We start from the raw sequence: 23020 nt of genomic DNA, 5'->3' as shown, positions 1-23020 counted from the left end.
GACAAGGTCAAAGGCAGCCGGATACAGACGCTATCGGGGGCTCGGGTCAGCGCGTCCGTTCAACGGCAAGATTCTTCGGCAGGCGGCGCATCACTTCCACTGCAGAAAGAGGTGGGCAATTATGCAGATTGCGAAAAAAAATTCAACCTGCTTTTATGATTGTTTTCCCTGAAGGAGTACCCGATGGATTATCGACAGCTGGGCCGTACGGATCTGAACGTGAGCGCGATAGCCCTGGGCACCATGACCTGGGGTGAACAGAACAGCGAGGCAGAGGCCTTCGCGCAGATCGAACGGGCCAAGGGTGCGGGGATCAACTTCCTCGACACGGCCGAAATGTACCCGGTGCCGCCCAAGGCCGACACCTATGCCACCACCGAGCGCTACATCGGCAATTACTTCAAGAGCCGTGGCGACCGCGCCGACTGGATCCTCGCCAGCAAGATCGCCGGCCCCGGCAACACCATCGACTACATCCGCGACGGCTACCTGCGCCACAACCGCAAGCACATCGCCCAGGCACTCGACGCCAGCCTCCAGCGCCTGCAGACCGACTGGATCGACCTCTACCAGCTGCACTGGCCGGAGCGCAGCACCAACTTCTTCGGCCAATTGAGCTACAAGCACAAGGACGAAGACGACCTCACCCCGCTCGAGGAAACCCTCGAGGCGCTGGATGAGCAGGTCAAGGCCGGCAAGATCCGCCATATCGGCCTGTCCAACGAAACGCCGTGGGGCACCATGAAGTTCCTGGCCCTGGCCGAAGCCCGTGGCTGGCCCCGCGCGGTGTCGATCCAGAACCCCTACAACCTGCTCAACCGCAGTTTCGAAGTGGGCCTGGCGGAAGTCGCAATACGTGAACAATGCGGTCTGCTGGCCTATTCGCCGCTGGCGTTCGGCATGCTCAGCGGCAAGTACGAAGGCGGCGCACGCCCAGCCAAGGCACGCCTGACCGAATACAGCCGCTTCAGCCGCTACTTCAACCCGCAGTCGGAAGCGGCGTGCAGCCGTTACGTGGCGCTGGCACGCGAACATGGCTTGGACCCGGCGCAGATGGCGTTGGCGTTTGTCACGCAGCAGCCGTTTGTGACCAGCAATATCATTGGCGCGACGTCGCTTGCGCAGTTGGACAGCAATATTGCCAGTGCCGAGCTGACATTGTCGAAAGAGGTGTTGGAAGGGATTGAGGCGATCCAGAAGGATCATCCGAATCCTGCGCCTTGATTGATTTTTAGATCGCTATCGCAGGCAAGCCAGCTCCCACATTGTGATGTGTGAATACGGTCAAATGTGGGAGCGGGCTTGCCCGCGATGAGGCCCTCAGCAACCACACAAGATCAAAGCGCCCGCGCAATGATCTCCTTCATGATCTCATTGGTCCCCGCATAAATGCGCTGCACCCGCGCATCCGCCCAGGCCCGGGCAATCGGGTATTCCCACATGAAGCCGTAGCCGCCGTGCAGCTGCACGCACTCATCGAGCACCTTGCACTGCAGGTCGGTGGCCCAGTACTTGGCCATCGCCGCCGTGGGCACGTCCAGCTTGCCGTCCAGGTGCAATGCCATGCACTGGTCGACGAACACCCGCCCAATCTGGATCTCGGTGGCCATCTCCGCCAACTTGAAGCGCGTGTTCTGGAAGTCGGCAATCGCCTTGCCGAACGCCTTGCGCTCACGGGTGTATCCCAAGGTCCATTGCAGCGCCGCCTCGGCGGATGACAAGGCGCCAATCGCCACCGTCAAACGTTCCTGGGGCAACTCCTGCATCAGATAAGCGAAGCCCATGCCCGCCTGGCCCAACAGGTTTTCCCTGGGCACACGCACGTCCTGGAAGAACAGTTCCGACGTGTCCTGGGCCTTCATGCCCACCTTCTCCAGGCGCTTGCCCTTGGCGAAGCCGGGCGTGTCGGCTTCCACCAGGAACAGGCTGATGCCCTTCGCGCCCGCCTTGGGATCGGTCTTGGCGACCACGATCACCAGGTCGGCCAGGTAGCCATTGGTGATAAACGTCTTGGAGCCGTTGATCACATACTCGTCGCCGTCCAGCACGGCAGTCGTCTTGACCCCTTGCAGGTCGGAACCCGCCCCCGGTTCGGTCATGGCAATGGCCGTGACCATCTCGCCGGAAATCAACTTGGGCAGGTAGTGGTGCTTCAGCGCCTCGCTGCCGTAATGCAGGAGGTAGGGCGCCACAATGTCCGAGTGCAGGGAAAAACCGATGCCGGTCAGGCCCAGCCGGCTGATCTCTTCGATCACCACCGCGCTGTACAAAAAATCCGCGTCCAGCCCTCCGTATTCTTCCGGCAGGTGGGAACACAACATCCCCGCCTCCCCCGCCTTGCTCCACAAGCTGCGGTCGATATGGCCTTGTTTCTCCCATTGAGCATGGAACGGCGCGGCGTCTTTTTCGAGAAAGGTACGCACGCTTTCGCGGAAAAGTTCGTGTTCCGGGCTGAACAAGGTTCTGGGAATCATGGGTCACCTGCGTGGATTGTCGGACAAAAACCAGCCCACAGAGACTATGCCCTGAGGGCATCACAGGACACTGGACACATGCGACAAAAAATAAGACGATCCAGCCGTCTGGTGACCACTTTCCCCTATAAGAATAAATGAAATTATGTCTAACCAAATCTCCACGCCCCTGCGGCGCGTCAGCATTTTGGCCATTGATCGGGTATTCGCTTCGACCCTCATGCAAGCCAAGGATTTCTTCCACCTCGCCAGCCTGCGTTACGGCAAGCAACAAGGCCTGGGCCTGACCCCTGCATTTGAAACGCGCCTGGTCAGCCCCGACGGAAAGTCGGTGCGCAGTTTCAGCGATGTGATCATGCCGGTGGACGGCGGCCTGGAAGACGCCGACATCATCGTGTTGCCGGCGTTCTGGGATGACTTCGATGCCTTGTGCACACACTACCCGCAAGTGCTGCCGTGGCTGCGTGAACAGCATGCACGCGGCGCCGTGTTATGCGGCGAAGCCACCGGGGTGTTCTGGCTGGCCGAAGCCGGCTTGCTCGATGGCAAGGAGGCGACCACCTATTGGCGCTTCTTCAACGCCTTCAGCGAACGCTTCCCCAAGGTGCAACTCAACCAGGACAAACACCTCACCGACGCCGACAACCTGTATTGCGCCGGCGGCACCACCTCGGCATGCGACCTCTATATCTACCTGATCGAGCGCTTCTGCGGCGCCAACATCGCCCAGGCCGTGGCCCGCGACATTCTCTACGAAGTGCAGCGCAGCTATTCGCCGGGGCGCATCGGGTTTGGCGGGCAGAAGCTGCACCAGGATGTGATCATCCTGCAGATCCAGCATTGGCTCGAAGAGCATTTCGCCGACAAATTCCGCTTCGAAGATGTCGCCCGGGAACACGGCATGAGCATCCGCAACTTCATGCGCCGCTTCCAGACCGCCACCGGCGACAAGCCGCTGCATTACCTGCAACGGCTGCGCATCGAGACGGCCAAGGGACTGCTTTCGGGCAGCCGCAAGAGCATCAAGACCATCAGCTACGAAGTGGGTTACGACGACGCGAGCTTTTTTGCGCGGCTGTTCAGGCAGCACACGGAGTTGTCGCCGAACCAGTATCGGCAGCAATTCCAGCAGGCGGCCTGACCTCAGGCAAACACAAAGCATTGTGGGAGCTGGCTTGCCTGCGATGGCGGTGTATCAGCCGGCAAATAAGTCGACTGATACACCGCCATCGCGGGCAAGCCCGGCTCCCACAGTGGATCTCCAGGGCTCTGGAGTGTGATTAAGGCTTGTGCCCGCGCGACAGAAACTCGTGGGACTGCATTTCCAGCAAGCGGCTCAACGTGCGCTGGAACTCGAAGTTCAAACGCCCCCCCGTGTAGAGGTCCTTGAGTTCGACTTCGGCCGAGATGATCAGCTTGACGTTGCGGTCGTAGAACTCGTCGACCATGTTGATAAAGCGCCGCGCGATGTCGTCGGTGGTGACGCTCATCTGCTCCACGCCGCTGAGGATCACCGCGTGGAAGATCTTGCCCAGTTCGATGTAGTCGTTCTGGCTGCGCGGGCCGTCGCACAGTTGGCGGAATTCGAACCAGGCCACGTCATCGCAGGTGCGCAACGCGATGATTTCGCGGTTCTCGATCATCAATTTGTCGTTTTCCACGGCCTGGGTGCACTCGGGCGTCAAGGCGCGGAAGCTTTTTTTCAGGCTTTCGTGGGCCGCTTCGTTGAGCGGGAAGTGGAACAGCTCCGCTTGTTCCAGGTGACGCAGGCGGTAGTCGACGCCGCTGTCGACGTTAACGATCTCGGTGTTCTGCTTGATCAGCGCAATCGCCGGCAGGAAGCGTGCGCGCTGCAGGCCGTCCTTGTACAAGCCGTCCGGCACGATGTTCGAGGTGGCGACCAGGGTCACGCCGTTCTTGAACAGCTCTTCCATCAGGGTGCCAAGGATCATGGCATCGGTGATGTCGGAGACGAAGAACTCATCGAAGCAAATCACCCGCGCTTCGTCGGAGAAACGCTTGGCGATGATGGTCAGCGGGTTTTTCTCGCCCGGCAGGGTCTTCATCTCTTCGTGCACGCGCTTCATGAAGCGGTGGAAGTGGGTGCGGACCTTTTCCTTGAACGGCAGCGCTTCGAAGAAGGTGTCGACCAGGTAGGTCTTGCCACGGCCGACGCCTCCCCAGAAGTAAAGGCCCTTGACCGGCGTGTGGTCTTTCTTGCCAAACAGCTTGCTGAACATCCCCGGCTTGCTTTGCGAGGCCGCGACCAGGTCGTCGTACAGGCGCTGCAAATGACGCACCGCGTTTTCCTGGGCAGCGTCATGGAAGAATTCAGGGCGTTTCAGATCAGCTTGATATCGTTCTAGGGGCGTCATAATTTCGTTAGCAAGGCAACAAAAACGGGCCGTCACTGTAACGACGGCCCCGGATAATGGCAATCAACCCTTGGTCGGGTTAATCCTCGGAAGGGGCCAACGCGATACGCAAGGCGGCGATGGCGGCATCGCGGGAGGCGCTGTCGGCGAACTCGGCGCTGTCGGCCACAACGGCATCGTCCAGCCACACATTGAAGCTCTGGGCTTGGGTGCGAATGTCCAAATGACCGCTTTGCAATTGCTTGGTCACCGCGCCCGCCGCTTTGCCGTCGGCGAAGTTGCGCGAAAGCAGCAATTGCTCGCCGTCAGCAGCCAACAGGCGGAAGCGGAAGCTGCCGTCGTCTTCACGGAAACTCACGAAGCGCGCAGCTTTCGCGGCTTTCTTCTTGGTAGCGACCGGCGCCGCAGCCTGGTTGACGAACGAACGCAGGCCCACGGCTTCACGCAGCTCGGCCAGGAACGGGGCCGCCACCGCACGGGCTTTTTTCGCGCCGACCAGCAGCAGGTCTTCCATGTCCGATGGGCGCGACATCAGTTGGTGATAACGCTCGCGGGCTTCGCCCAACTGGCCATCGAGCAGCTGGAACAGACGACTCTTCGCCTCGCCCCAGCCCAGGCCTTGCAGCAGTTCGCCACGGAATTCTTCTTCCTGGGCCTTGCTGGCAAACGCCTGGTACAGGGTGAACAGGTGCGAGTTGTCCGGGTCCTTGGCTTCGCCCGGCGCGCGCGAGTCGGTGACGATCCGCGAGATCGCCTCTTTCATGTCCTTGGCGCTGGTGAACAACGGGATGGTGTTGTCGTAGCTCTTGGACATCTTGCGGCCGTCCAGGCCCGGCAAGGTGGCGACGCTTTCTTCGATCAACGCCTCAGGCATGGTGAAAAATTCTTTGCCGTTGCCAAACAGGTGGTTGAAGCGCTGGCCGATATCACGGGCCATTTCCACGTGCTGGATCTGGTCGCGACCGACCGGCACTTTATGCGCGTTGAACATCAGGATGTCCGCCGCCATCAGCACCGGGTAGCTGTACAGCCCCATGGTGATGCCCGCGTCCGGGTCTTCGCCGGTCTCGACGTTCTTGTCCACCGAGGCCTTGTAGGCGTGGGCGCGGTTGAGCAGGCCCTTGGCGGCCACACAGGTCAGCAGCCAGGTCAGCTCGGGGATCTCGGGGATGTCTGACTGGCGATAGAACGTCACCCGGTTCACATCCAGGCCACCGGCCAGCCAGGTCGCGGCGATTTCCATGCGCGAGCGCTGGATGCGCTGCGGGTCATCGCATTTGATCAGGGCGTGGTAGTCGGCCAGGAAGTAGAAGGAGTCGGCATTGGCGTCTTCGCTGGCAAGGATCGCCGGGCGGATCGCACCGGCGTAGTTGCCCAGGTGGGGCGTGCCGGTGGTGGTGATGCCGGTGAGGATACGGGTACGCGTCGTCATGGGTAATCGCTTATCAGACTGCTGTCAATTCGAGAGGCGCGGCAGCACCAGATCCTTGAGATCGGTGAGCTTGCCATGGAAAAAGTGCCCGCATTCTGCCACTTTCAGCAGCTCATGGGGGCGATTCAAGGCCGCGGACCAGTCGTAGACCAGCTGCGGGTCGACCACTTCGTCGGTTTCCGGCTGGATCAGAGTCAACGGGCAGCCCTGGGGAAGCGCGTCGGTATCGCGCAGACGCATCACAGCTGCCGCAATCATGAACACATGGGACAGTTTTTCGCCCTTGGCTTCCAGACGGCCACCGAGGCTGGCGGCTACGTAACCGCCAAAGGAAAAGCCGAGCAAGGTGATCGGCAGGTCGGGGTGTCTTGCCCGTAGCCAGGCGGCGGCGGCTTCGGCATCGTCGACTTCACCGGTACTCATGTCATGGGAACCGGCACTCGCGCCGACGCCACGATAATTGAAACGCAAAGTAATCAATCCGGCATCGCGGGCGGTGCGTTGCAGGGTCGAGACCACTTTATTGAGCATGGTCCCACCCTGCACCGGGTTAGGGTGACAGATCAGCGCCAGGCCACGTGGCTCGGGGTGATCCAGGTACAGGGCTTCCAATTGGCCCACCGGGCCATCGATCAAAACAGGGGCTTCACGCATGAGCAAGAGATGAACTCCGTGACCTCTCAAAGGGTCGACTCGTCTAGCTAAAAGTCTGTGCATGGCATCATTGCGAGGTTAATCGCGGTATACAGCGCAGGTCCGAGCCGTTAACGTAAAGCAAAGCCGTTTATAGAGGAAGGACTCGTGGAACACTCGCTCTTAGTTTGGTTGTTGCCGACTCTTGCCCTGGTTGCCGGTGTCGCCATTGGATTCCTGGTTGCTCGCCTGCTGCCGAATGCCGCGCCTAACCGCACGCAGCGTCAGCTGGATGACATCCAGGAACGTTTTGACAGTTATCAGAACGAAGTTGTTACCCACTTCAACAGCACCGCGACCCTGGTCAAGAAGCTCACCCAGAGCTACCAGGAAGTACAGGATCATCTCGCCGATGGCGCCAACCGCCTGGCGCTCGACGACATCACCCGCCAGCGTCTGCTGGCCGCGCTGCATTCCGATGCACCGCAAGCGCCACGGGAACGCCTCACCCCTCCCCGGGAAAACCAGGAGCCTCCACGGGACTACGCGCCAAAAACGCCGAACGCCCCAGGCATGCTGGATGAGCATTACGGCTTGAAGAAGTAAGGCGCTTCAAGCAACACAAAAAGCCCGGCTGATCGATGATCAGCCGGGATTTTTTTGGGCAGGTACTTAAGAACACCTTAGATCCATTGTGGGAGCTGGCTTGCCTGCGATGGCGGTGTGCCACTTGATACACCTGCTACTGACACACCGCCATCGCGGGCAAGCCCGACTCCCACATTGAACCGCGCATGGTTTTAAGTCATTTGCTGTTCCTGCAACCACCCACCATCAATCCGCACATGCCGCCCATGAAAGCGCTTGAGGCTGCTGCGATGCCCGACGCTGACAATGCTCAGCCCCGGCAACTCATCGATCAGCGCCTGGTACAGCGTCGCTTCATCCTCTTCATCCATCGCCGACGTCGCTTCGTCCATGTACAGCCACTGCGGCGCAAACAGCAAGGCGCGGGCGAAGGCCAGGCGTTGCTGTTCACCCGGCGAGAGCATGCGTTGCCAGTGATTGGCTTCATCCAGCCGACCCGCCAGATGCGGCAGGCGGCAAGTTTGCAGGACCTGTGCATAACGTTCCGCCGGATAGACGTCTTCGTCCTGTGGATAACTCAACACCGCCTTCAGCGTGCCAATCGGCAAATACGGCTTCTGCGGCAGGAACAGATAGCGCGCCGCCGGCAAGCGGATGCTGCCGTGCCCCGCAGGCCATAAATGGCCCATCGCGCGCAATAAGGTGCTTTTACCGCTGCCGGAACGCCCACTGAGCATCAGGCGCTCACCCGGCTCCACACACATGTTGGCGTCCGTCAGCAGGTGACGACCATCGGCCACGTTCAAGCCCAGCCCCTGCACCACGAGGCGATCGCCCTGCGCGTGCACATCGATAGTCGCCGGACGTTGCTCGTTGTCGTTCATGGCCTGCTGGAAGCTGAGCAGGCGATCACTGGTTGCGCGCCAGGCGGCCAGGTCGGTGTAGGCGCTGATGAACCAACTGAAGTTGCCCTGCACATTGCCGAACGCCGAGTTGATTTGCATCAGCTCGCCCAATTCGATCTTGCCCGCGAAATAGCGCGGCGCCGCCACGATAAAGGCGAAGACGATCGCAATCTGTTCGTAGCCGGCGGTAAAGAACGTCAGGCGCTTGGACACTTTCATGATGTCCCAGTAGTTATGCCAGACCTTGCCGAACCGCGCGCTCAAACGCTGCTTTTCGTTCGGTTCGCCGTTGTACAGGGCGATGCTTTCGGCATTCTCCCGCACCCGTACCATGGAAAAACGCAGATCCGCTTCAAACCGTTGTTGCTGGTTGCTCAGCCCGATCAAGCGACGACCGATCAGATGGGTCAACCAACTGCCGACACCGGCGTAGAGCAATGCGCACCAGAACATGTAGCCGGGGATGGTGATGCCGAATACGTCAATGCTGCCCGACACGCCCCACAGGATCACGGAGAACGACACCAGGCTGACGACATTGCGCAACAGCCCGAGGCCCAGGCCCAAGGTGTTTGAGGTGAAGCTGTTGAGGTCTTCGGAAATGCGCTGGTCCGGGTTATCGGTGTAACCGCCCTGCTCCAGCTGGTAGAAGTTCTTGTGGTCGAGCCACCGCGCAAAATGCTTCTCGGTAAGCCAGGCGCGCCAGCGAATGGTCAGCATCTGCGTCAGGTACAGGCGGTACACCGCGCCAAGAATGGCCACCGCCGCGATACCGCAGAAATAGCCGATCAATTGCCAGAAGGCCGCCGTGTCCTTCTTCTCCAGGGCGTTGTAGAAATCCTTGTACCAGTGGTTGAGCCACACCGAAATCGCCACGCTGAACAGTGACAGGGCGATCACTGTGCCAAGCAACAACCAGGCCTTGCCCTTCTCTTCACTGCGCCAATACGGTGTGATCATCGCCCAGGTTCGGCGGAAAAACCGCCCACGCACAGCATCGTTGACCGCGGAGTACTCAGCGTTCTGATTCATCGTTCAGGCTCGGTAGGAAAACTTACAGGCGTTCGAACCGATCATAGGGGATCGGTTCATGGCGCCGTACGGCCTGAAGCAGACTGTTCAGCTTAGGTTCAGCGTCGTACCGGACGCTTTTGCAGTTTGCGCTGCAAGGTACGGCGGTGCATGCCCAGGGCGCGGGCGGTGGCGGAGATATTGCCTTCGTGCTCGGTCAACACACGCTGGATGTGTTCCCACTGCAGGCGGTCCACCGACATCGGGTTTTCCGGCACCAGGGTGTCGAGGTCGGCGTGCTCGGAGAGCAAGGCGGCCAGTACGTCGTCGGCGTCCGCCGGTTTGCACAAATAGTTGCAGGCGCCCCGCTTGATGGCTTCGACGGCGGTGGCAATGCTCGAGTACCCGGTGAGGATGACCACGCGCATTTCCGGGTCGAGCTCCAGCAATTTGGGCAGCAGCACCAGGCCGGAGTCGCCGTCCATTTTCAGGTCGAGCGCGGCGTAGTCCGGCAGGTCGGCCTGGGCGATGGTCAGGCCTTCCTCGGCAGACCCTGCGGTGCTCACGCGAAAACCGCGACGGCTCATGGCGCGAGCCATCACGCGGGTAAAGGTGGCATCGTCATCTACCAGCAACAGGTGCGGCAGTTCTTCGCCTTCGACTTGGATCTCGTCACTCATCGATATCTCCTCGTGCGACACGGGGCAGGCGCAGCTCGGTGAGCGTGCCACCTTCCTCATGACTATAGAGCTTCACTGAGCCGCCCGCGCGGGTCACGCTGGCCTTGCTCAAAAACAGGCCGAGGCCGAAGCCTTTGCCCTTGGTGGTAAAAAAGGGTTTGCCGATTTGCTCGGCGATGGCCAACGGCACGCCCGCGCCGTGGTCACGAATACTGATGGTCACGTCCTCGGCATCCCAATCCAACTCTACGCCAAGGCCCTCGGGGCAGGCGTCGGCGGCATTGTTCAGCAGGTTGAGCAGGGCCTGGGTCAGATCCGGTGGCGGCGCCATGCGCGGCACGGTGCCCTGGCCCAGCAGATGAAAACGGTAACTGGCTTCGGGGCGCATCAAGTGCCAACGGTTCAGCGCTTCGTCGAGCCACTGGGTCACGTCCTGCATCTCGACGGCCAGGCGGCGATTGGCCTCGGCAGCGCGTACCAGTTGCTGCAAGGTCTGCTTGCACTGCTTGACCTGTTCCTGCAACACGCCCAGGTCATCCTGCAGGGCCGGGTCGTGATGGTCCTGGGTCATTTCCTTGAGCAGCACGCTCATGGTGGCCAACGGCGTCCCCAATTCATGGGCGGCGCCGGCGGCCTGGGTGGCGACGGCCAGCAGTTGTTGGTCGCGCAGGCCCTCTTCACGGCGAATGGCGCGCAGTTCTTCCTGGCGGCGCAGCTCTTCGGCCATGCGCGCGGCGAAGAAGGTGATCACGGCGGCAGACAGCGCAAAGCTCAACCACATGCCGTAGATCTGCAGGTTTTCCCGGGCGATCGGGAAGGTTTGCAGCGGATAGAACTGCGCCAGCAGCAGGGTATACAGGGTCAGGGCGATGCCCGACAGCACCACCGAGTAACGCCACGGCAAGGTCACGGCGGCGATGGTCAGTGGCACCAGATAATAAGAAACAAACGGATTGGTGGAACCGCCGGAGAAATACAGCAACACACTGTGGATAAACAGGTCGCAGGCCAATTGCAGGGCGTATTCCAGTTCGGTGACCGGCCACGTGGTGCGCAACCGGATGGCGGTGAACACGCAAAGCACGATGGAGAACCCGAGGGTCACGCCCAGTTGCAGCCACGGCAGGGGCAGCAGGTCGAACCAATAGGCGAGCCCGACGGAGCCGGCTTGTGCGGCCAGGACCAGGGTTCGAATGAACGTCAGGCGCCAGAGGTTCTGGCGGGTGGCGGAAGTCAGTTTTACGGCGGCGAGCATGAGCTCTCCCGGTGAGCGCTGCAGGCGGATCGGCAGGAGTATAAACGAAGCCGGCCTGCTGGCACGGCGCGTGTGGCTCTTTGCCGCAGGCCCGGCGAACGACCGTTCGTCGGCGACGCTACAAGCTGTAGGTAATGTGTAAACCCGAAGAACCCGACGCCACCGTCTACAGTCTTAACCAGCACTCACATCCCAAGGAGCTCTCATGCCTCGTTTCATTCGCAGCGCAGCCGTCATCGCCCTCAGCACCAGCGTCCTGGCCAGCCTTCCCGCCGTGGCCGCCGATGAGCTGCATTACAACCAGATTTCCCTGCGCGCCGAGGCCAGCCAGGAAGTGGCCCGCGACAAGATGATCGTCACGCTGTACACCGAGTCCCAGGACAGCGACCCGGCCAAGCTCGCCGCCCAAATCACTGAAACGATGAACAAGGCCCTCGGCCAGGCCCGTGAAGTCAAAGCCGTGACCCTGCGCCAAGGCAGCCGCAACAGCTACCCGATCTACGATAACAAGAACCAGAAGATCACCGGCTGGCGTGAGCGTGCCGAACTGCGCCTGGAAAGCGCGGACTTCCCGGCGCTGTCCAAGCTCACCGGCGAACTGCTGACCACCCTGAAGATGGACAACATGGACTTCGCCATTGCCGACGCCACGCGTAAATCCAGCGAGGATGCGCTGCTCAAGGATGCGGTTGCCGCCTTCAAGGCACGCGCGCAACTGGCCACCGATGCGTTGGGGGGCAAGGGTTACAAAATCGTCAATCTGAACTTCAACACCAATGGTTACCCACAGCCGTTTGCCCGAGGCGGGGCGATGATGATGAAAGCCCAAATGGATTCAGCGCCGACGCCTGAAGTAGAAGCCGGCACCAGCCAAGTCAGCATGAGCGCCGATGGCGTGATCGAAGTGCTGATGCAGTGACCCCTACCTGACAGACCTGAACGGCGTTACCCTCGGTGGCGCCGTTTTCGTTTGGGCAGCTTATGTATGCCTGCCACTTCAGGGGTCTTTATGGAAAGAATCGCCTTAAAACCGCTCATCCTCGCCGCCGGCCTCCTGGCCTTCATGCCGCTGTCCCAGGCGGCCAGCACCCTGGTCTACTGCTCCGAAGCCAGCCCCGCCGGGTTCGACCCCAGCCAGTACACCAGCGGCACCGATTTTGACGCGTCCGCCGAAACCGTATTCAACCGCCTGACCCAGTTCAAGCGCGGTGGCACCGAAGTCGAACCTGGCCTGGCGACGCGCTGGGAAGTGTCCGAGGAGGGCCTGGCGTATACGTTCCACCTACGCGAGGGCGTCAAGTTCCACACCACCGAGTACTTCACCCCTACCCGCGACTTCAACGCCGATGACGTGCTGTTTACCTTCAATCGCCTGCTCGATGCGCAAAGCCCGTTTCGCAAGGCCTACCCCTCCGAGTCGCCGTATTTCACCGATATGGGCTTGAACACCACGATCAAGAATGTCGACAAACTCGACGATCACACCGTGCGCTTCAACCTCAATAACGTCGATGCGTCATTCGTGCAAAACCTGGCCATGAGCTTCGCCTCGGTGCAATCGGCCGAATACGCCGCGCAATTGCTCAAGCAAGGCACCGCGGCCGACATCAACCAGAAGCCGGTGGGCACCGGGCCATTTGTGTTCAAGCGCTACCAGAAGGATTCGCAGATCCGGTACGTGGCCAATAAAAGCTACTGGAAACCCGAGGATGTGAAGCTCGACAACCTGGTGTTCGCCATCACCCCGGATGCCGCATCGCGCCTGCAAAAGCTCAAGGCCGGCGAATGCCAGGTCAGCGGCTACCCGCGCCCCGCCGATATCGAGGTGATGAAGCAGGACCCGAATCTGCGCGTGCTGCAGCAAGCCGGTTTCAACCTGGGCTTTCTGGCCTACAACGTGACCCACCCGCCGCTGGACCAGCTCAAGGTGCGCCAGGCGCTGGACATGGCAATCGACAAGCCGGCGATCATCAAGGCCGTGTACCAGGGCGCCGGGCAATTGGCGCAGAACGCCCTGCCCCCTGCGCAGTGGTCTTATGACCCGACCATCAAGGACGCGCCACACGACCCGACCAAGGCTCGGGCGCTACTAAAAGAAGCAGGGGTTGCACCCGGTACCACCATCAACCTGTGGGCGATGACCGTACAACGCGCGTCCAACCCGAACGCGCGCATGTCCGCGCAGATGATCCAACAGGATTGGGAAAAAGTGGGCATCAAGGCCAACATCGTCAGCTATGAGTGGGGCGAATACATCAAGCGCGCCAAAAACGGCGAGCACGATGCGATGATTTACGGCTGGACCGGCGACAACGGCGACCCGGATAACTGGCTGGGCGTGCTCTACAGTTGTGCCGCGGTCAAGGGCAGCAATTACGCCAAATGGTGTAACCCGGCCTACGACAAGCTCGTACAGCAAGCCAAAGTCAGCAACGACCGCGAGCAGCGCATCAAGTGGTATCAACAGGCGCAGCAAATCCTTAAAGAACAAGTACCTATAACGCCTATTGCGAACTCGACGGTTTTCCAGCCGCTGCGCAAGGAAGTCAAGGACTTCAAGATCAGTCCGTTTGGGCTGACGCCGTTCTACGGCGTGAGTCTAGATAAGTAACAGCCACGCCCCAACCGAGTGCACTAGACGCCTCGGCTGGGGCTTTTTGGTGCGAAGCGTGCACCGAAAAAACCCTCGAAATATGCGCAAATATGTCAAAACTTTCATAATTGCGACATTCCTGTACGTTCGTACCACTGTTTGCCCCTGGCAACGGTTCAACATCTTGCAATGGGTATGGCGCCTGCATAAGTATCCGCAGGCCGACTCACGAGGTCGCCCTCACCACCAAAAATGACAACAAATCATGAGGCCAACATGCTTAAACACGCAGTCCTTCCGCTCTTAGTTAGCGCTGGCCTTATGGCCGCAGCCCCTTTCGCCCATGCGGCGACTAACCTGGTGTTCTGCTCCGAAGGGAGCCCGGCCGGTTTTGATCCAGGCCAGTACACCACCGGAACAGACTTCGATGCTTCGGCCGAAACCATGTTCAACCGCCTGACCCAGTTCGAGCGCGGCGGCACCGCCGTGATTCCTGGGTTGGCCACCAGCTGGGACGTGTCCCCGGATGGCTTGACCTACACCTTCCACCTGCGTGATGGCGTCAAGTTCCACACCACGCCGTACTTCAAGCCGACCCGTACCTTCAATGCCGATGACGTGCTGTTCACGTTCAACCGCATGATCAACAAGGACGATCCGTTCCGCAAAGCCTACCCCACCGAGTTCCCGTACTTCACGGACATGGGGATGGACACCAACATCAAGAACATCGAGAAAGTCGACGCCAACACGGTCAAGTTCACCCTTGGCACCGTGGACGCCGCTTTCATCCAGAACCTGGCGATGAGCTTCGCGTCGATCCAGTCGGCTGAATATGCCGCGCAACTGCTCAAAGATGGCAAACCTGCCGACATCAACCAGAAGCCGATCGGCACTGGCCCGTTCGTGTTCAAGAGCTACCAGAAAGATTCCAACATTCGCTACACCGGCAACAAGGACTACTGGAAACCTGAAGATGTGAAGATCGACAACCTGATCTTCGCCATCACCACCGACCCGTCGGTGCGTATCCAGAAGCTCAAGAAAAACGAATGCCAGATCACCCTGTTCCCGCGTCCGGCCGACCTCAAGGCGCTGGGCGAAGACAAGGACCTGAAACTGCCGCACCAGGCCGGTTTCAACCTGGGCTACATCGCCTACAACGTGATGGACAAGGTCAAGGGCAGCGACCAGCCAAACCCGCTGGCCGACCTGCGCGTACGCCAGGCGCTGGACATGTCGGTGAACAAGCAGCAGATCATCGACTCCGTGTACCAGGGCGCCGGTCAGTTAGCCGTCAACGCGATGCCGCCGACCCAGTGGTCGTATGACACCACCATCAAGGATGCCAAGTACGACCCTGAGAAAGCCAAGTCGCTGCTCAAGGAAGCCGGCATCAAGGAAGGTACCGAAATCGTTCTGTGGGCCATGCCGGTTCAGCGTCCGTACAACCCGAACGCCAAGCTGATGGCTGAAATGCTGCAGAACGACTGGAAGAAGATCGGTCTCAACGTGAAAATCACCAGCTACGAGTGGGGCGAGTACATCAAGCGCTCCAAGGGTGGCGAAAACCAGGCGATGATCATTGGCTGGAGCGGCGACAATGGTGATCCGGACAACTGGCTGAACGTGCTGTTCGGCTGCGACTCACTGCAAGGCAATAACTTCTCCAAATGGTGCGACAAGAAATTCGATGGCATCGTGAAAGAAGCCAAGGCCACATCGGATGTCGCCAAACGCACCGAGCTGTATAAGCAGGCGCAACATATCCTCAAAGATGCTGTCCCGATGACACCTATCGCGCACTCGACGGTGTATCAACCCATGCGCTCCACCGTGCAGGACTTCAAGATCAGCCCGTTTGGCTTGAATTCCTTTTACGGCGTGAGCGTAAGCGGCAAGTAAGAAGCCCTGGCGGCGACGTTTCATAACGTCGCCGTTATTGCATCCGCCTGGCCCGTAGGAAACAGACCACGCCCGCAATAGTTGCGTCCTACAGCAACGAACTGCGATCCGTGTCTCCGTTGCCTACAAGGTCAATCCGATTTGGTGCATTTACTGCCAGGTCCGCGACCCCTAACGTCGTAGGACAGCAGATGTACCTACTACGGAAAGGCACTTGCTGCGTGTGGGATCAGTGATGTCGCCCTGGCCGATTGCCAGGGCGGTTGCTCGCTGATGACAACTACAAACAAGGATCGGGATCGTCATGCGCCATACCACCGTTCTATCCGCAATTTTCGGCACCAGCCTGCTGGCTGTGGCCACGATGGGCCAAGCCGCCGACAAGCAGAGCCTGGTGTTCTGCTCCGAAGGCAGCCCGGCCGGTTTCGATACGGCGCAATACACCACCGCCACCGATAACGATGCGGCCGAGCCGCTGTACAACCGCCTGGTCGAGTTTGAAAAAGGTGCAACCAATGTGGTGCCTGGGCTGGCAACCAAATGGGATATTTCCGACGACGGCCTGACCTACACCTTTCACCTGCGCGAAGGGGTGAAATTCCACAGCAACAAGGAGTTCAAGCCAACGCGGGATTTCAATGCCGACGATGTGCTGTTCACCTTCAACCGCATGCTTGACCCCGACCATCCGTTTCGCAAGGCCTACCCCACCGAGTTTCCGTACTTCAACGGGATGAGCCTGAACAAGAACATCGCCAAGGTCGAGAAAACCGACCCGCTCACCGTGGTCATGACCCTGAACACGGTCGACGCCGCGTTCGTGCAGAACATCGCCATGAGCTTTGCCGCGATCCTGTCGGCCGAATACGCCGAGCAGCTGCTCAAGGCCGGCAAGCCGAGCGACATCAACCAGAAGCCGATCGGCACTGGCCCGTTCGTGTTCCAGCGCTATCAGAAAGATTCGCAGATCCGTTACGTGGGCAACAAACAGTACTGGGACCCGAGCCGGGTCAAGCTCGACCAGTTGATCTTCGCGATCAACACCGACGCCTCGGTACGCGTGCAAAAACTCAAGGCCGGCGAATGCCAGGTGACCCTGCATCCGCGCCCGGCTGACGTCGATGCGCTCAAGGCCGACCCTAAACTGCAACTGCTGACCAAGCCAGGCTTCAACCTCGGCTATATCGCCTACAACGTGCGCCACAAGCCGTTCGACCAGCTCGAAGTGCGCCAGGCGCTGGACATGGCGGTGAACAAGCAGAGCATCCTGAATGCCGTGTACCAGGGCGCGGGGCAACTGGCGGTCAACGCCATGCCGCCGACGCAGTGGTCCTATGACGACAGCATCAAGGACGCGGCCTATAACCCGGAGAAAGCCAAGGAATTGCTCAAGGCCGCCGGCGTAAAGGAAGGCACCGAAATCACCCTGTGGGCGATGCCGGTACAGCGCCCGTACAACCCCAACGCCAAGCTGATGGCCGAGATGCTGCAAAGCGACTGGGCCAAGATCGGCCTCAAGGTCAAGATCGTCAGCTACGAGTGGGGCGAATACATCAAGCGCACCAAGAACGGTGAGCACGATATCAGCCTGATCGGCTGGACCGGCGACAACGGTGACCCGGACAACTGGCTAGGCACCCTCTACAGCTGCGACGCCATCGGCGGGAACAACTACTCCATGTGGTGTGACCCGGCGTACGACAAGCTGATCAAGCAAGCCAAGGTCGTCACCGACCGCGAACAACGGACTGTTCTGTACAAACAGGCGCAGCAATTGCTCAAGCAGCAGGTGCCGATCACGCCAGTCGCCCACTCGACGGTCAACCAGCCGTTAAGCGCCAAAGTCGAAGGCTTCAAAGTGAGCCCCTTCGGCCGCAACGTGTTCTCGGGCGTCAGCATTACCCCATAAGAAAATAACCGGATTGCAGGAGAGCGACGTTGGCTCTCCAGCAAACGTGCAGCCATTTATTAGGATTTTTCCTACGGCAAACGTTTGCATAGCTTGAAAAGAGTTACACACCCAATAGTCGGATCACCAAAAAAGACCGGCATTAAAAAGAGAACCAAAGGAGCTTCACACATGAAACTGAGCAGCAAAGCGCTTCTGGCCCTGGCCATCAGCAGCATCACGGCCACCGCCTACGCTGAACCCGCCAGCCAGGACTTCGTTCCGACCACACTGGCCGGCACCAGCGCGCAAAGCGAGGCCAAGGGCTTTATTGAAGACTTCAGCCTGGGCGGCACCACGCGTAACTGGTATTCCCATGAAAGCAAGTACCGTGGGGGCAACTTCGAGTACAAGAAGCACGGCCAGACCCTGACCGACCGTAACCGTACCAACTGGGTACAGGGCACCATCATTAACGCCAGCTCGGGTTTCACTCAGGGCACCGTGGGCGTCAAGACTGAATTGGCGGTGTATAACGCCGTGGTTCTGGACCGCAGCAAGCGTGACATCAAGGGCGGTTCCAACCGCACCCTGGCTGACTCCGACGGTGATGCAGTCGGTCAATGGAGCAAATTGGGCCTGGCCAACGTGCAGTTCCGCGTATCGAACACCACTTTGACCGCCGGTCGCCAGAATTTCAGCAGCGGCATCGTGGACACCATCGGGAACCGTGCACTGCCATCGAGCTTCGAAGGTGTGAGCTTCAACAGCGAAGAGTTCAGCAACCTGTCGTTCCAGGGTGGCGTGTTTGACCGCGTTTCGCCACGTACCGAACAGAGCCTGTCGAAATTCCGCAGTGAATACGGTAATGGCACGCAGGAGACCGACAAGGTGTCCACTCTGGGCCTGAACTACCAGCCGCTGAAAAGCCTGAAGGTCAGCGTCTTCGGCGCCAACGTGAAGGACTTCTGGAACCAGTACTACTTCGGCGCAACCCATGAGTTGGGCGACGCTCAGCAACTGGCGCTGACCACCGGCTTCAACTACTACAAGACTGTCGATGAAGGCAAAAAAGAGATGGGGGAAATCGACAACGATACCTTCTCCCTGTCCCTGGGCCTGGCCCACCAGGCCCACAGCCTGACCTTCTCCTACCAGCAAGTGAACGGTAACGAGTACTTCGACTACCTGCACGAAACCAACGGCATCTACCTGGCCAACTCCCTGACCTCTGACTTCAATGGTCCGAACGAGAAGTCCTTCCAGGTCGCCTACGGTATCAACATGGCCGAATATGGCGTGCCAGGCCTGAAGTTCAACGTTTACTCGGCACGTGGTTGGGACATCGATGGCACCCACTACACCGGCAACAATGGTCGAGCCAAGTTCGCCTACGACGGCATCCAAAAGCAAGACGGCGAAAAACACCAGGAATACGGTGTAGGCGCCTCTTACGCCATTCAGAGCGGCGCTCTCAAGGCCACTACCGTGCGCGCAACATACGTTGAGCACCGTGGCAGCGAGTTCCAGTCCGACGGCAGCATCAAAGAGTTCCGTCTGGTTACCACTGTCCCGTTCAACATTCTTTAATTAGCGCCAGGTAAACGGCGGGCTCAGGACGAGCCCGCCGTCTACGTTTTTACTGGTCCCATCGATTGCAGAGGGTTCCGAATGAAAATGCTCCCGCTACAAGCCGCCATGGCTGCCGCGCTGTTGAGCGTGGCGATCGGCGTTTCGGCCAAACCACTGGTGGTCTGCACCGAAGCCAGCCCGGAAGGTTTTGACCCGGTCCTGTACACCACGGCCGTGACCGCTGACGCCGCTGCTGAAACCATGTTCAACCGCCTGGTGGACTTCAAGCCCGGCACCACCGAAGTCGTTCCCGCGCTGGCCAAGGCCCTGCCCGAGATCAGCGCCGATGGCCTGACTTACACCTTTCACCTGCGTGACGACATCAAGTTCCACACCACCGACTATTTCAAACCCACGCGCAACCTGAACGCCGACGACGTGCTTTGGAGTTTCCAGCGCCAGCTGGACCCGAATCACCCGTGGCATAAAAAGTCCCTCGTGGGCTACCCGTACTTCGAAAGCATGGGCTTCAAGGAACTGCTCAAGAGCGTAGAAAAGACGGACGATCACACCGTCGTTTTCACCCTGACCCGTCCTGAAGCACCGTTCCTGGCCGACCTGGGCATGGCATTTTCTTCAATCCATTCGAAGGAATACGCCGACCAGTTGCTCAAGTCCGGCAAGACCGATGACCTCAACGCCAAGCCCATCGGCACGGGCCCGTTCATCTTCATCCGTTATCAAAAAGACGCCCAGGCGCGGTTCAAGGCCAACCCTGACTACTTCCGCGGCAAACCGGCAGTCGATCCGCTGATCCTGGCGATCAGCACCGATAACAACGTGCGCCTGCAGAAGCTCAAGGCCAACGAATGCCAGATCGCGTTGTTCCCCAAGCCGGATGACATTCCAAGTATCAAGAAAGACCCGAACCTGAAAGTCGATGAACTGGCGGCGATGACCACCAGTTACACCGCGTTGAACACCACCCACAAATACATGAGCGATGCGCGGGTACGCCACGCGATCAACATCGCGTTCGACAAGGCCGGTTATACCGAAGCCCTGTTCGGCAAAGGCAATGCAGTGGTGGGTACCGGCCCTTATCCGCCGACCCTGCTGGGTTTCAATGACAAACTGAAAAACCCGCCCCGCGACCTGGACAAGGCACGCGCCCTGCTCAAGGAAGCCGGCGTACCGGAAGGCACCGAGTTCACCCTGTTCACCCGTAACGGCGGCGGCCCGACCAACCCGAACCCGATGCTCGGCGCCCAGCGCATGCAGGCGGATCTGGCGCAGATTGGCCTGAAGGTGAATATCAAAGTCATGGAATGGGGCGAGATGCTCAAGCGTGCTAAAAACGGTGAGCACGACATGGTTTCGGCCGGCTGGGTAGGTGATAACGGCGACCCGGATAACTTCCTCACGCCAAACCTGAGTTGCGATGCTGCGAAAAACGGCGAAAACTACGCACGCTGGTGTAACAAAGAGTTTCAAGACTTGATCGACAAGGCCCGCGCCATCGCTGAACCCGGCCAGCGCGCCGCACTCTATGAACAGGCACAGGACGTTTTCGACAAGGACCAACCATGGCTTCCCATGGCTTACCCGAAACTGTTCACCGCCATGCGCAAGAACGTAGAAGGCTTCACCCAAAGCCCTCTGGGTACAAATAACTTCGCCACCACCCAGGTGAAGTAAATAAGAAAAACGCTCGGCGCCGTCGCTATTGACGGCGCCGGACCTGCCTAACCGGCTGATTGAGGTACACCACAAGATGTTTAGTTTTATTGCCCGCCGACTGGGGTTATTGATCCCCACGTTCTTCGGCATCACGTTGCTGACGTTTGCGTTGATACGCATGATTCCTGGCGACCCCGTAGAAGTCATGATGGGCGAACGCCGCGTCGACCCCGAGATGCACGCACAGGCAATGGAGCGCCTTGGCCTTAACAAGCCGTTGTATGCGCAATACCTGGACTACGTCGGCAAGCTCGCCCAGGGCGACCTTGGCGAATCGCTGCGTACCCGTACCAGCGTGTGGACCGAATTCACCGCCCTCTTCCCGGCGACCCTGGAACTGTCCATGGCCGCCCTGTTGTTCGCCGGTATCCTGGGCCTGCTGGCCGGGGTGATCGCGGCCTTGAAGCGAGGATCCCTGTTCGACCACGGGGTGATGGGCATCTCCCTGGCGGGCTATTCGATGCCGATCTTCTGGTGGGGCCTGATCCTGATCATGTTCTTCTCGGTCAGCCTGGGCTGGACCCCGGTGTCCGGGCGCATCGACCTGCTCTACGACATCGAGCCGCGCACCGGCTTCATGCTGATCGACACCCTGCTGGCTGACGAGCCGGACGCCTTCTGGGACGCACTGCACCACCTGATCCTGCCGGCCATCGTGCTCGGCACCATCCCGCTGGCGGTGATCGCGCGCATGACCCGCTCGTCGATGCTCGAAGTGCTGCGCGAAGACTACATCCGCACCGCCAAGGCCAAGGGCCTGTCGCCGGCGCGGGTGGTGTTCGTGCACGGCCTGCGTAACGCGTTGATCCCGGTACTGACCGTGGTCGGCCTGCAAGTCGGCACCCTGCTGGCCGGTGCGGTATTGACCGAGACCATCTTCTCCTGGCCCGGCATCGGCAAATGGCTGATCGAAGCCATTGGCGCGCGGGACTACCCGGTGGTGCAAAACGGCATCCTGCTGATCGCCTGCCTGGTGATCCTGGTGAATTTCGTGGTGGATATCCTCTACGGCTTCGCCAACCCACGCATCCGTCACCAGCGCTGAGATCATGACCATGACCACACCTACTCAAGTGTCAGCAGTCGATCAAAGCCTGCTGTACCCGTCCCCGTACAAAGAATTCTGGCAAGCCTTCTCCAAGAACAAAGGCGCGGTTGCCGGCCTGTTGTTCATGTTGCTGATCGTGTTCTGCGCGATCTTCGCGCCGTGGGTTGCACCGCATAACCCGAGCGAGCAGTACCGCGACTTCCTGCTGACTCCGCCGGCCTGGCTGGAGGGCGGGCAGATCCAGTTCCTGTTGGGTACCGACGAACTGGGCCGTGACTTGCTCTCGCGCCTGATCCAGGGTTCGCGCCTGTCGCTGCTGATCGGTTTGTCGTCGGTGGTGATGTCGCTGATCCCGGGCATCCTGCTGGGCCTGTTCGCCGGGTTCTTCCCGCGTTTGCTCGGCCCGACCATCATGCGTTTGATGGACATCATGCTGGCCCTGCCCTCGCTGCTGCTGGCCGTGGCCATTGTCGCGATCCTCGGCCCTGGCCTGATCAACACCGTGATCGCCATCGCCATCGTGTCGTTGCCGTCCTACGTGCGCCTGACCCGCGCCGCGGTGATGGGCGAACTGAACCGTGACTACGTGACCGCCGCCCGCCTTGCCGGCGCCGGTTTGCCGCGCCTGATGTTCATCACCGTGCTGCCTAACTGCACGGCGCCGCTGATCGTCCAGGCCACCCTGAGCTTTTCTTCGGCGATCCTCGATGCCGCCGCGTTGGGCTTCCTGGGCCTTGGGGTACAACCGCCAACCCCTGAGTGGGGCACCATGCTGGCTTCGGCCCGTGACTACATCGAACGCGCCTGGTGGGTGGTGAGCCTGCCGGGTCTGACCATTTTGCTCAGCGTGCTGGCAATCAACTTGATGGGCGACGGCTTGCGCGATGCGCTGGACCCGAAACTCAAGAACGCCGCCTGAGG

At 59.9% G+C, this 23020-nt stretch carries 18 protein-coding genes; 11 read left to right on the top strand and 7 right to left on the bottom strand.

Annotated elements, in window-relative coordinates:
• Nucleotides 1-183 precede the first annotated feature (183 nt).
• The gene (locus tag BLL36_RS09230) at nucleotides 184-1224 is read left to right on the top strand and encodes an NADP(H)-dependent aldo-keto reductase (protein WP_076951145.1); all 1041 of its coding nucleotides are present in this window, start codon (nucleotides 184-186) and stop codon (nucleotides 1222-1224) included.
• Between the two features lie 113 nt (nucleotides 1225-1337).
• On the opposite strand, the gene BLL36_RS09225 is transcribed toward BLL36_RS09230, so the two are convergent.
• Nucleotides 1338-2474, bottom strand: a complete 1137-nt coding sequence (locus BLL36_RS09225; protein ID WP_076951144.1) for an acyl-CoA dehydrogenase family protein — start codon at nucleotides 2472-2474, stop codon at nucleotides 1338-1340.
• A 220-nt stretch (nucleotides 2475-2694) separates the two neighbouring features.
• Between BLL36_RS09225 and BLL36_RS09220 the strand changes: the two genes are divergently transcribed.
• The gene (locus BLL36_RS09220; protein WP_178114970.1) at nucleotides 2695-3615 is read left to right on the top strand and encodes a GlxA family transcriptional regulator; all 921 of its coding nucleotides are present in this window, start codon (nucleotides 2695-2697) and stop codon (nucleotides 3613-3615) included.
• Between the two features lie 139 nt (nucleotides 3616-3754).
• Here the strand turns inward: BLL36_RS09220 and zapE are convergent, their stop codons facing one another.
• From zapE to BLL36_RS09205, 3 genes are all read right to left on the bottom strand, one after another.
• Entirely contained in the window at nucleotides 3755-4849 is a 1095-nt protein-coding gene (gene zapE, locus BLL36_RS09215) for a cell division protein ZapE (RefSeq protein ID WP_076951142.1), read from the bottom strand.
• Between the two features lie 79 nt (nucleotides 4850-4928).
• A complete protein-coding gene (locus BLL36_RS09210; RefSeq protein WP_076951141.1) occupies nucleotides 4929-6281 on the bottom strand; it encodes a tryptophan--tRNA ligase in 1353 nt (450 codons plus the stop codon).
• Between the two features lie 24 nt (nucleotides 6282-6305).
• Nucleotides 6306-6935 carry an alpha/beta hydrolase gene (locus BLL36_RS09205; protein WP_076951140.1) on the bottom strand — a complete coding sequence of 210 codons (630 nt, stop codon included), beginning with the start codon at nucleotides 6933-6935 and terminating at the stop codon, nucleotides 6306-6308.
• 147 nt (nucleotides 6936-7082) lie between these two features.
• Between BLL36_RS09205 and BLL36_RS09200 the strand changes: the two genes are divergently transcribed.
• Nucleotides 7083-7520 carry a YhcB family protein gene (locus tag BLL36_RS09200; protein ID WP_017138275.1) on the top strand — a complete coding sequence of 146 codons (438 nt, stop codon included), beginning with the start codon at nucleotides 7083-7085 and terminating at the stop codon, nucleotides 7518-7520.
• 194 nt (nucleotides 7521-7714) lie between these two features.
• Here BLL36_RS09200 and BLL36_RS09195 read toward each other — a convergent pair whose 3' ends face one another.
• From BLL36_RS09195 to BLL36_RS09185, 3 genes are all read right to left on the bottom strand, one after another.
• Entirely contained in the window at nucleotides 7715-9439 is a 1725-nt protein-coding gene (locus BLL36_RS09195) for an ABC transporter ATP-binding protein/permease (protein WP_076951139.1), read from the bottom strand.
• 98 nt (nucleotides 9440-9537) lie between these two features.
• Nucleotides 9538-10098: a response regulator transcription factor gene (locus BLL36_RS09190; RefSeq protein ID WP_003171731.1), complete on the bottom strand. Its 561-nt coding sequence runs from the start codon at nucleotides 10096-10098 to the stop codon at nucleotides 9538-9540.
• Nucleotides 10091-11353 (bottom strand): ATP-binding protein, encoded by a 1263-nt coding sequence (locus tag BLL36_RS09185; protein ID WP_076951138.1) that lies wholly within the window; start codon nucleotides 11351-11353, stop codon nucleotides 10091-10093. The genes BLL36_RS09190 and BLL36_RS09185 overlap by 8 nt, the downstream gene beginning before the upstream one ends.
• 205 nt (nucleotides 11354-11558) lie before the next feature.
• Here BLL36_RS09185 and BLL36_RS09180 point away from each other — a divergent pair, with 205 nt between their 5' ends.
• The 8 genes from BLL36_RS09180 to BLL36_RS09145 all read left to right on the top strand — a co-directional run bounded on the left by BLL36_RS09180 (nucleotide 11559) and on the right by BLL36_RS09145 (nucleotide 23018).
• Nucleotides 11559-12272: an SIMPL domain-containing protein gene (locus BLL36_RS09180; protein ID WP_076951137.1), complete on the top strand. Its 714-nt coding sequence runs from the start codon at nucleotides 11559-11561 to the stop codon at nucleotides 12270-12272.
• Nucleotides 12273-12362: 90 nt separating this feature from the next.
• Entirely contained in the window at nucleotides 12363-13964 is a 1602-nt protein-coding gene (locus BLL36_RS09175) for an ABC transporter substrate-binding protein (protein ID WP_076951136.1), read from the top strand.
• Between the two features lie 258 nt (nucleotides 13965-14222).
• Nucleotides 14223-15851, top strand: coding sequence for an ABC transporter substrate-binding protein (locus BLL36_RS09170; RefSeq protein ID WP_076951135.1), 1629 nt, complete (start codon nucleotides 14223-14225; stop codon nucleotides 15849-15851).
• A gap of 364 nt (nucleotides 15852-16215) precedes the next feature.
• On the top strand, nucleotides 16216-17760 hold the full coding sequence (locus BLL36_RS09165; protein ID WP_394329481.1) for an ABC transporter substrate-binding protein: 1545 nt from the start codon (nucleotides 16216-16218) through the stop codon (nucleotides 17758-17760).
• A 171-nt stretch (nucleotides 17761-17931) separates the two neighbouring features.
• The gene (locus BLL36_RS09160; protein WP_076951133.1) at nucleotides 17932-19329 is read left to right on the top strand and encodes an OprD family outer membrane porin; all 1398 of its coding nucleotides are present in this window, start codon (nucleotides 17932-17934) and stop codon (nucleotides 19327-19329) included.
• Between the two features lie 81 nt (nucleotides 19330-19410).
• Nucleotides 19411-21009, top strand: a complete 1599-nt coding sequence (locus tag BLL36_RS09155) for an ABC transporter substrate-binding protein (RefSeq protein ID WP_076951132.1) — start codon at nucleotides 19411-19413, stop codon at nucleotides 21007-21009.
• 76 nt (nucleotides 21010-21085) lie between these two features.
• Nucleotides 21086-22096, top strand: a complete 1011-nt coding sequence (locus BLL36_RS09150) for an ABC transporter permease subunit (RefSeq protein ID WP_003171721.1) — start codon at nucleotides 21086-21088, stop codon at nucleotides 22094-22096.
• A 10-nt stretch (nucleotides 22097-22106) separates the two neighbouring features.
• Nucleotides 22107-23018: an ABC transporter permease subunit gene (locus BLL36_RS09145; protein WP_076951131.1), complete on the top strand. Its 912-nt coding sequence runs from the start codon at nucleotides 22107-22109 to the stop codon at nucleotides 23016-23018.
• Nucleotides 23019-23020: the final 2 nt, after the last annotated feature.

The organism is Pseudomonas cedrina subsp. cedrina (assembly GCF_001983175.1).
In the GTDB taxonomy this organism is placed as follows: domain Bacteria; phylum Pseudomonadota; class Gammaproteobacteria; order Pseudomonadales; family Pseudomonadaceae; genus Aquipseudomonas; species Aquipseudomonas cedrina.
This window is presented reverse-complemented; position numbering and strand designations above follow the sequence as displayed.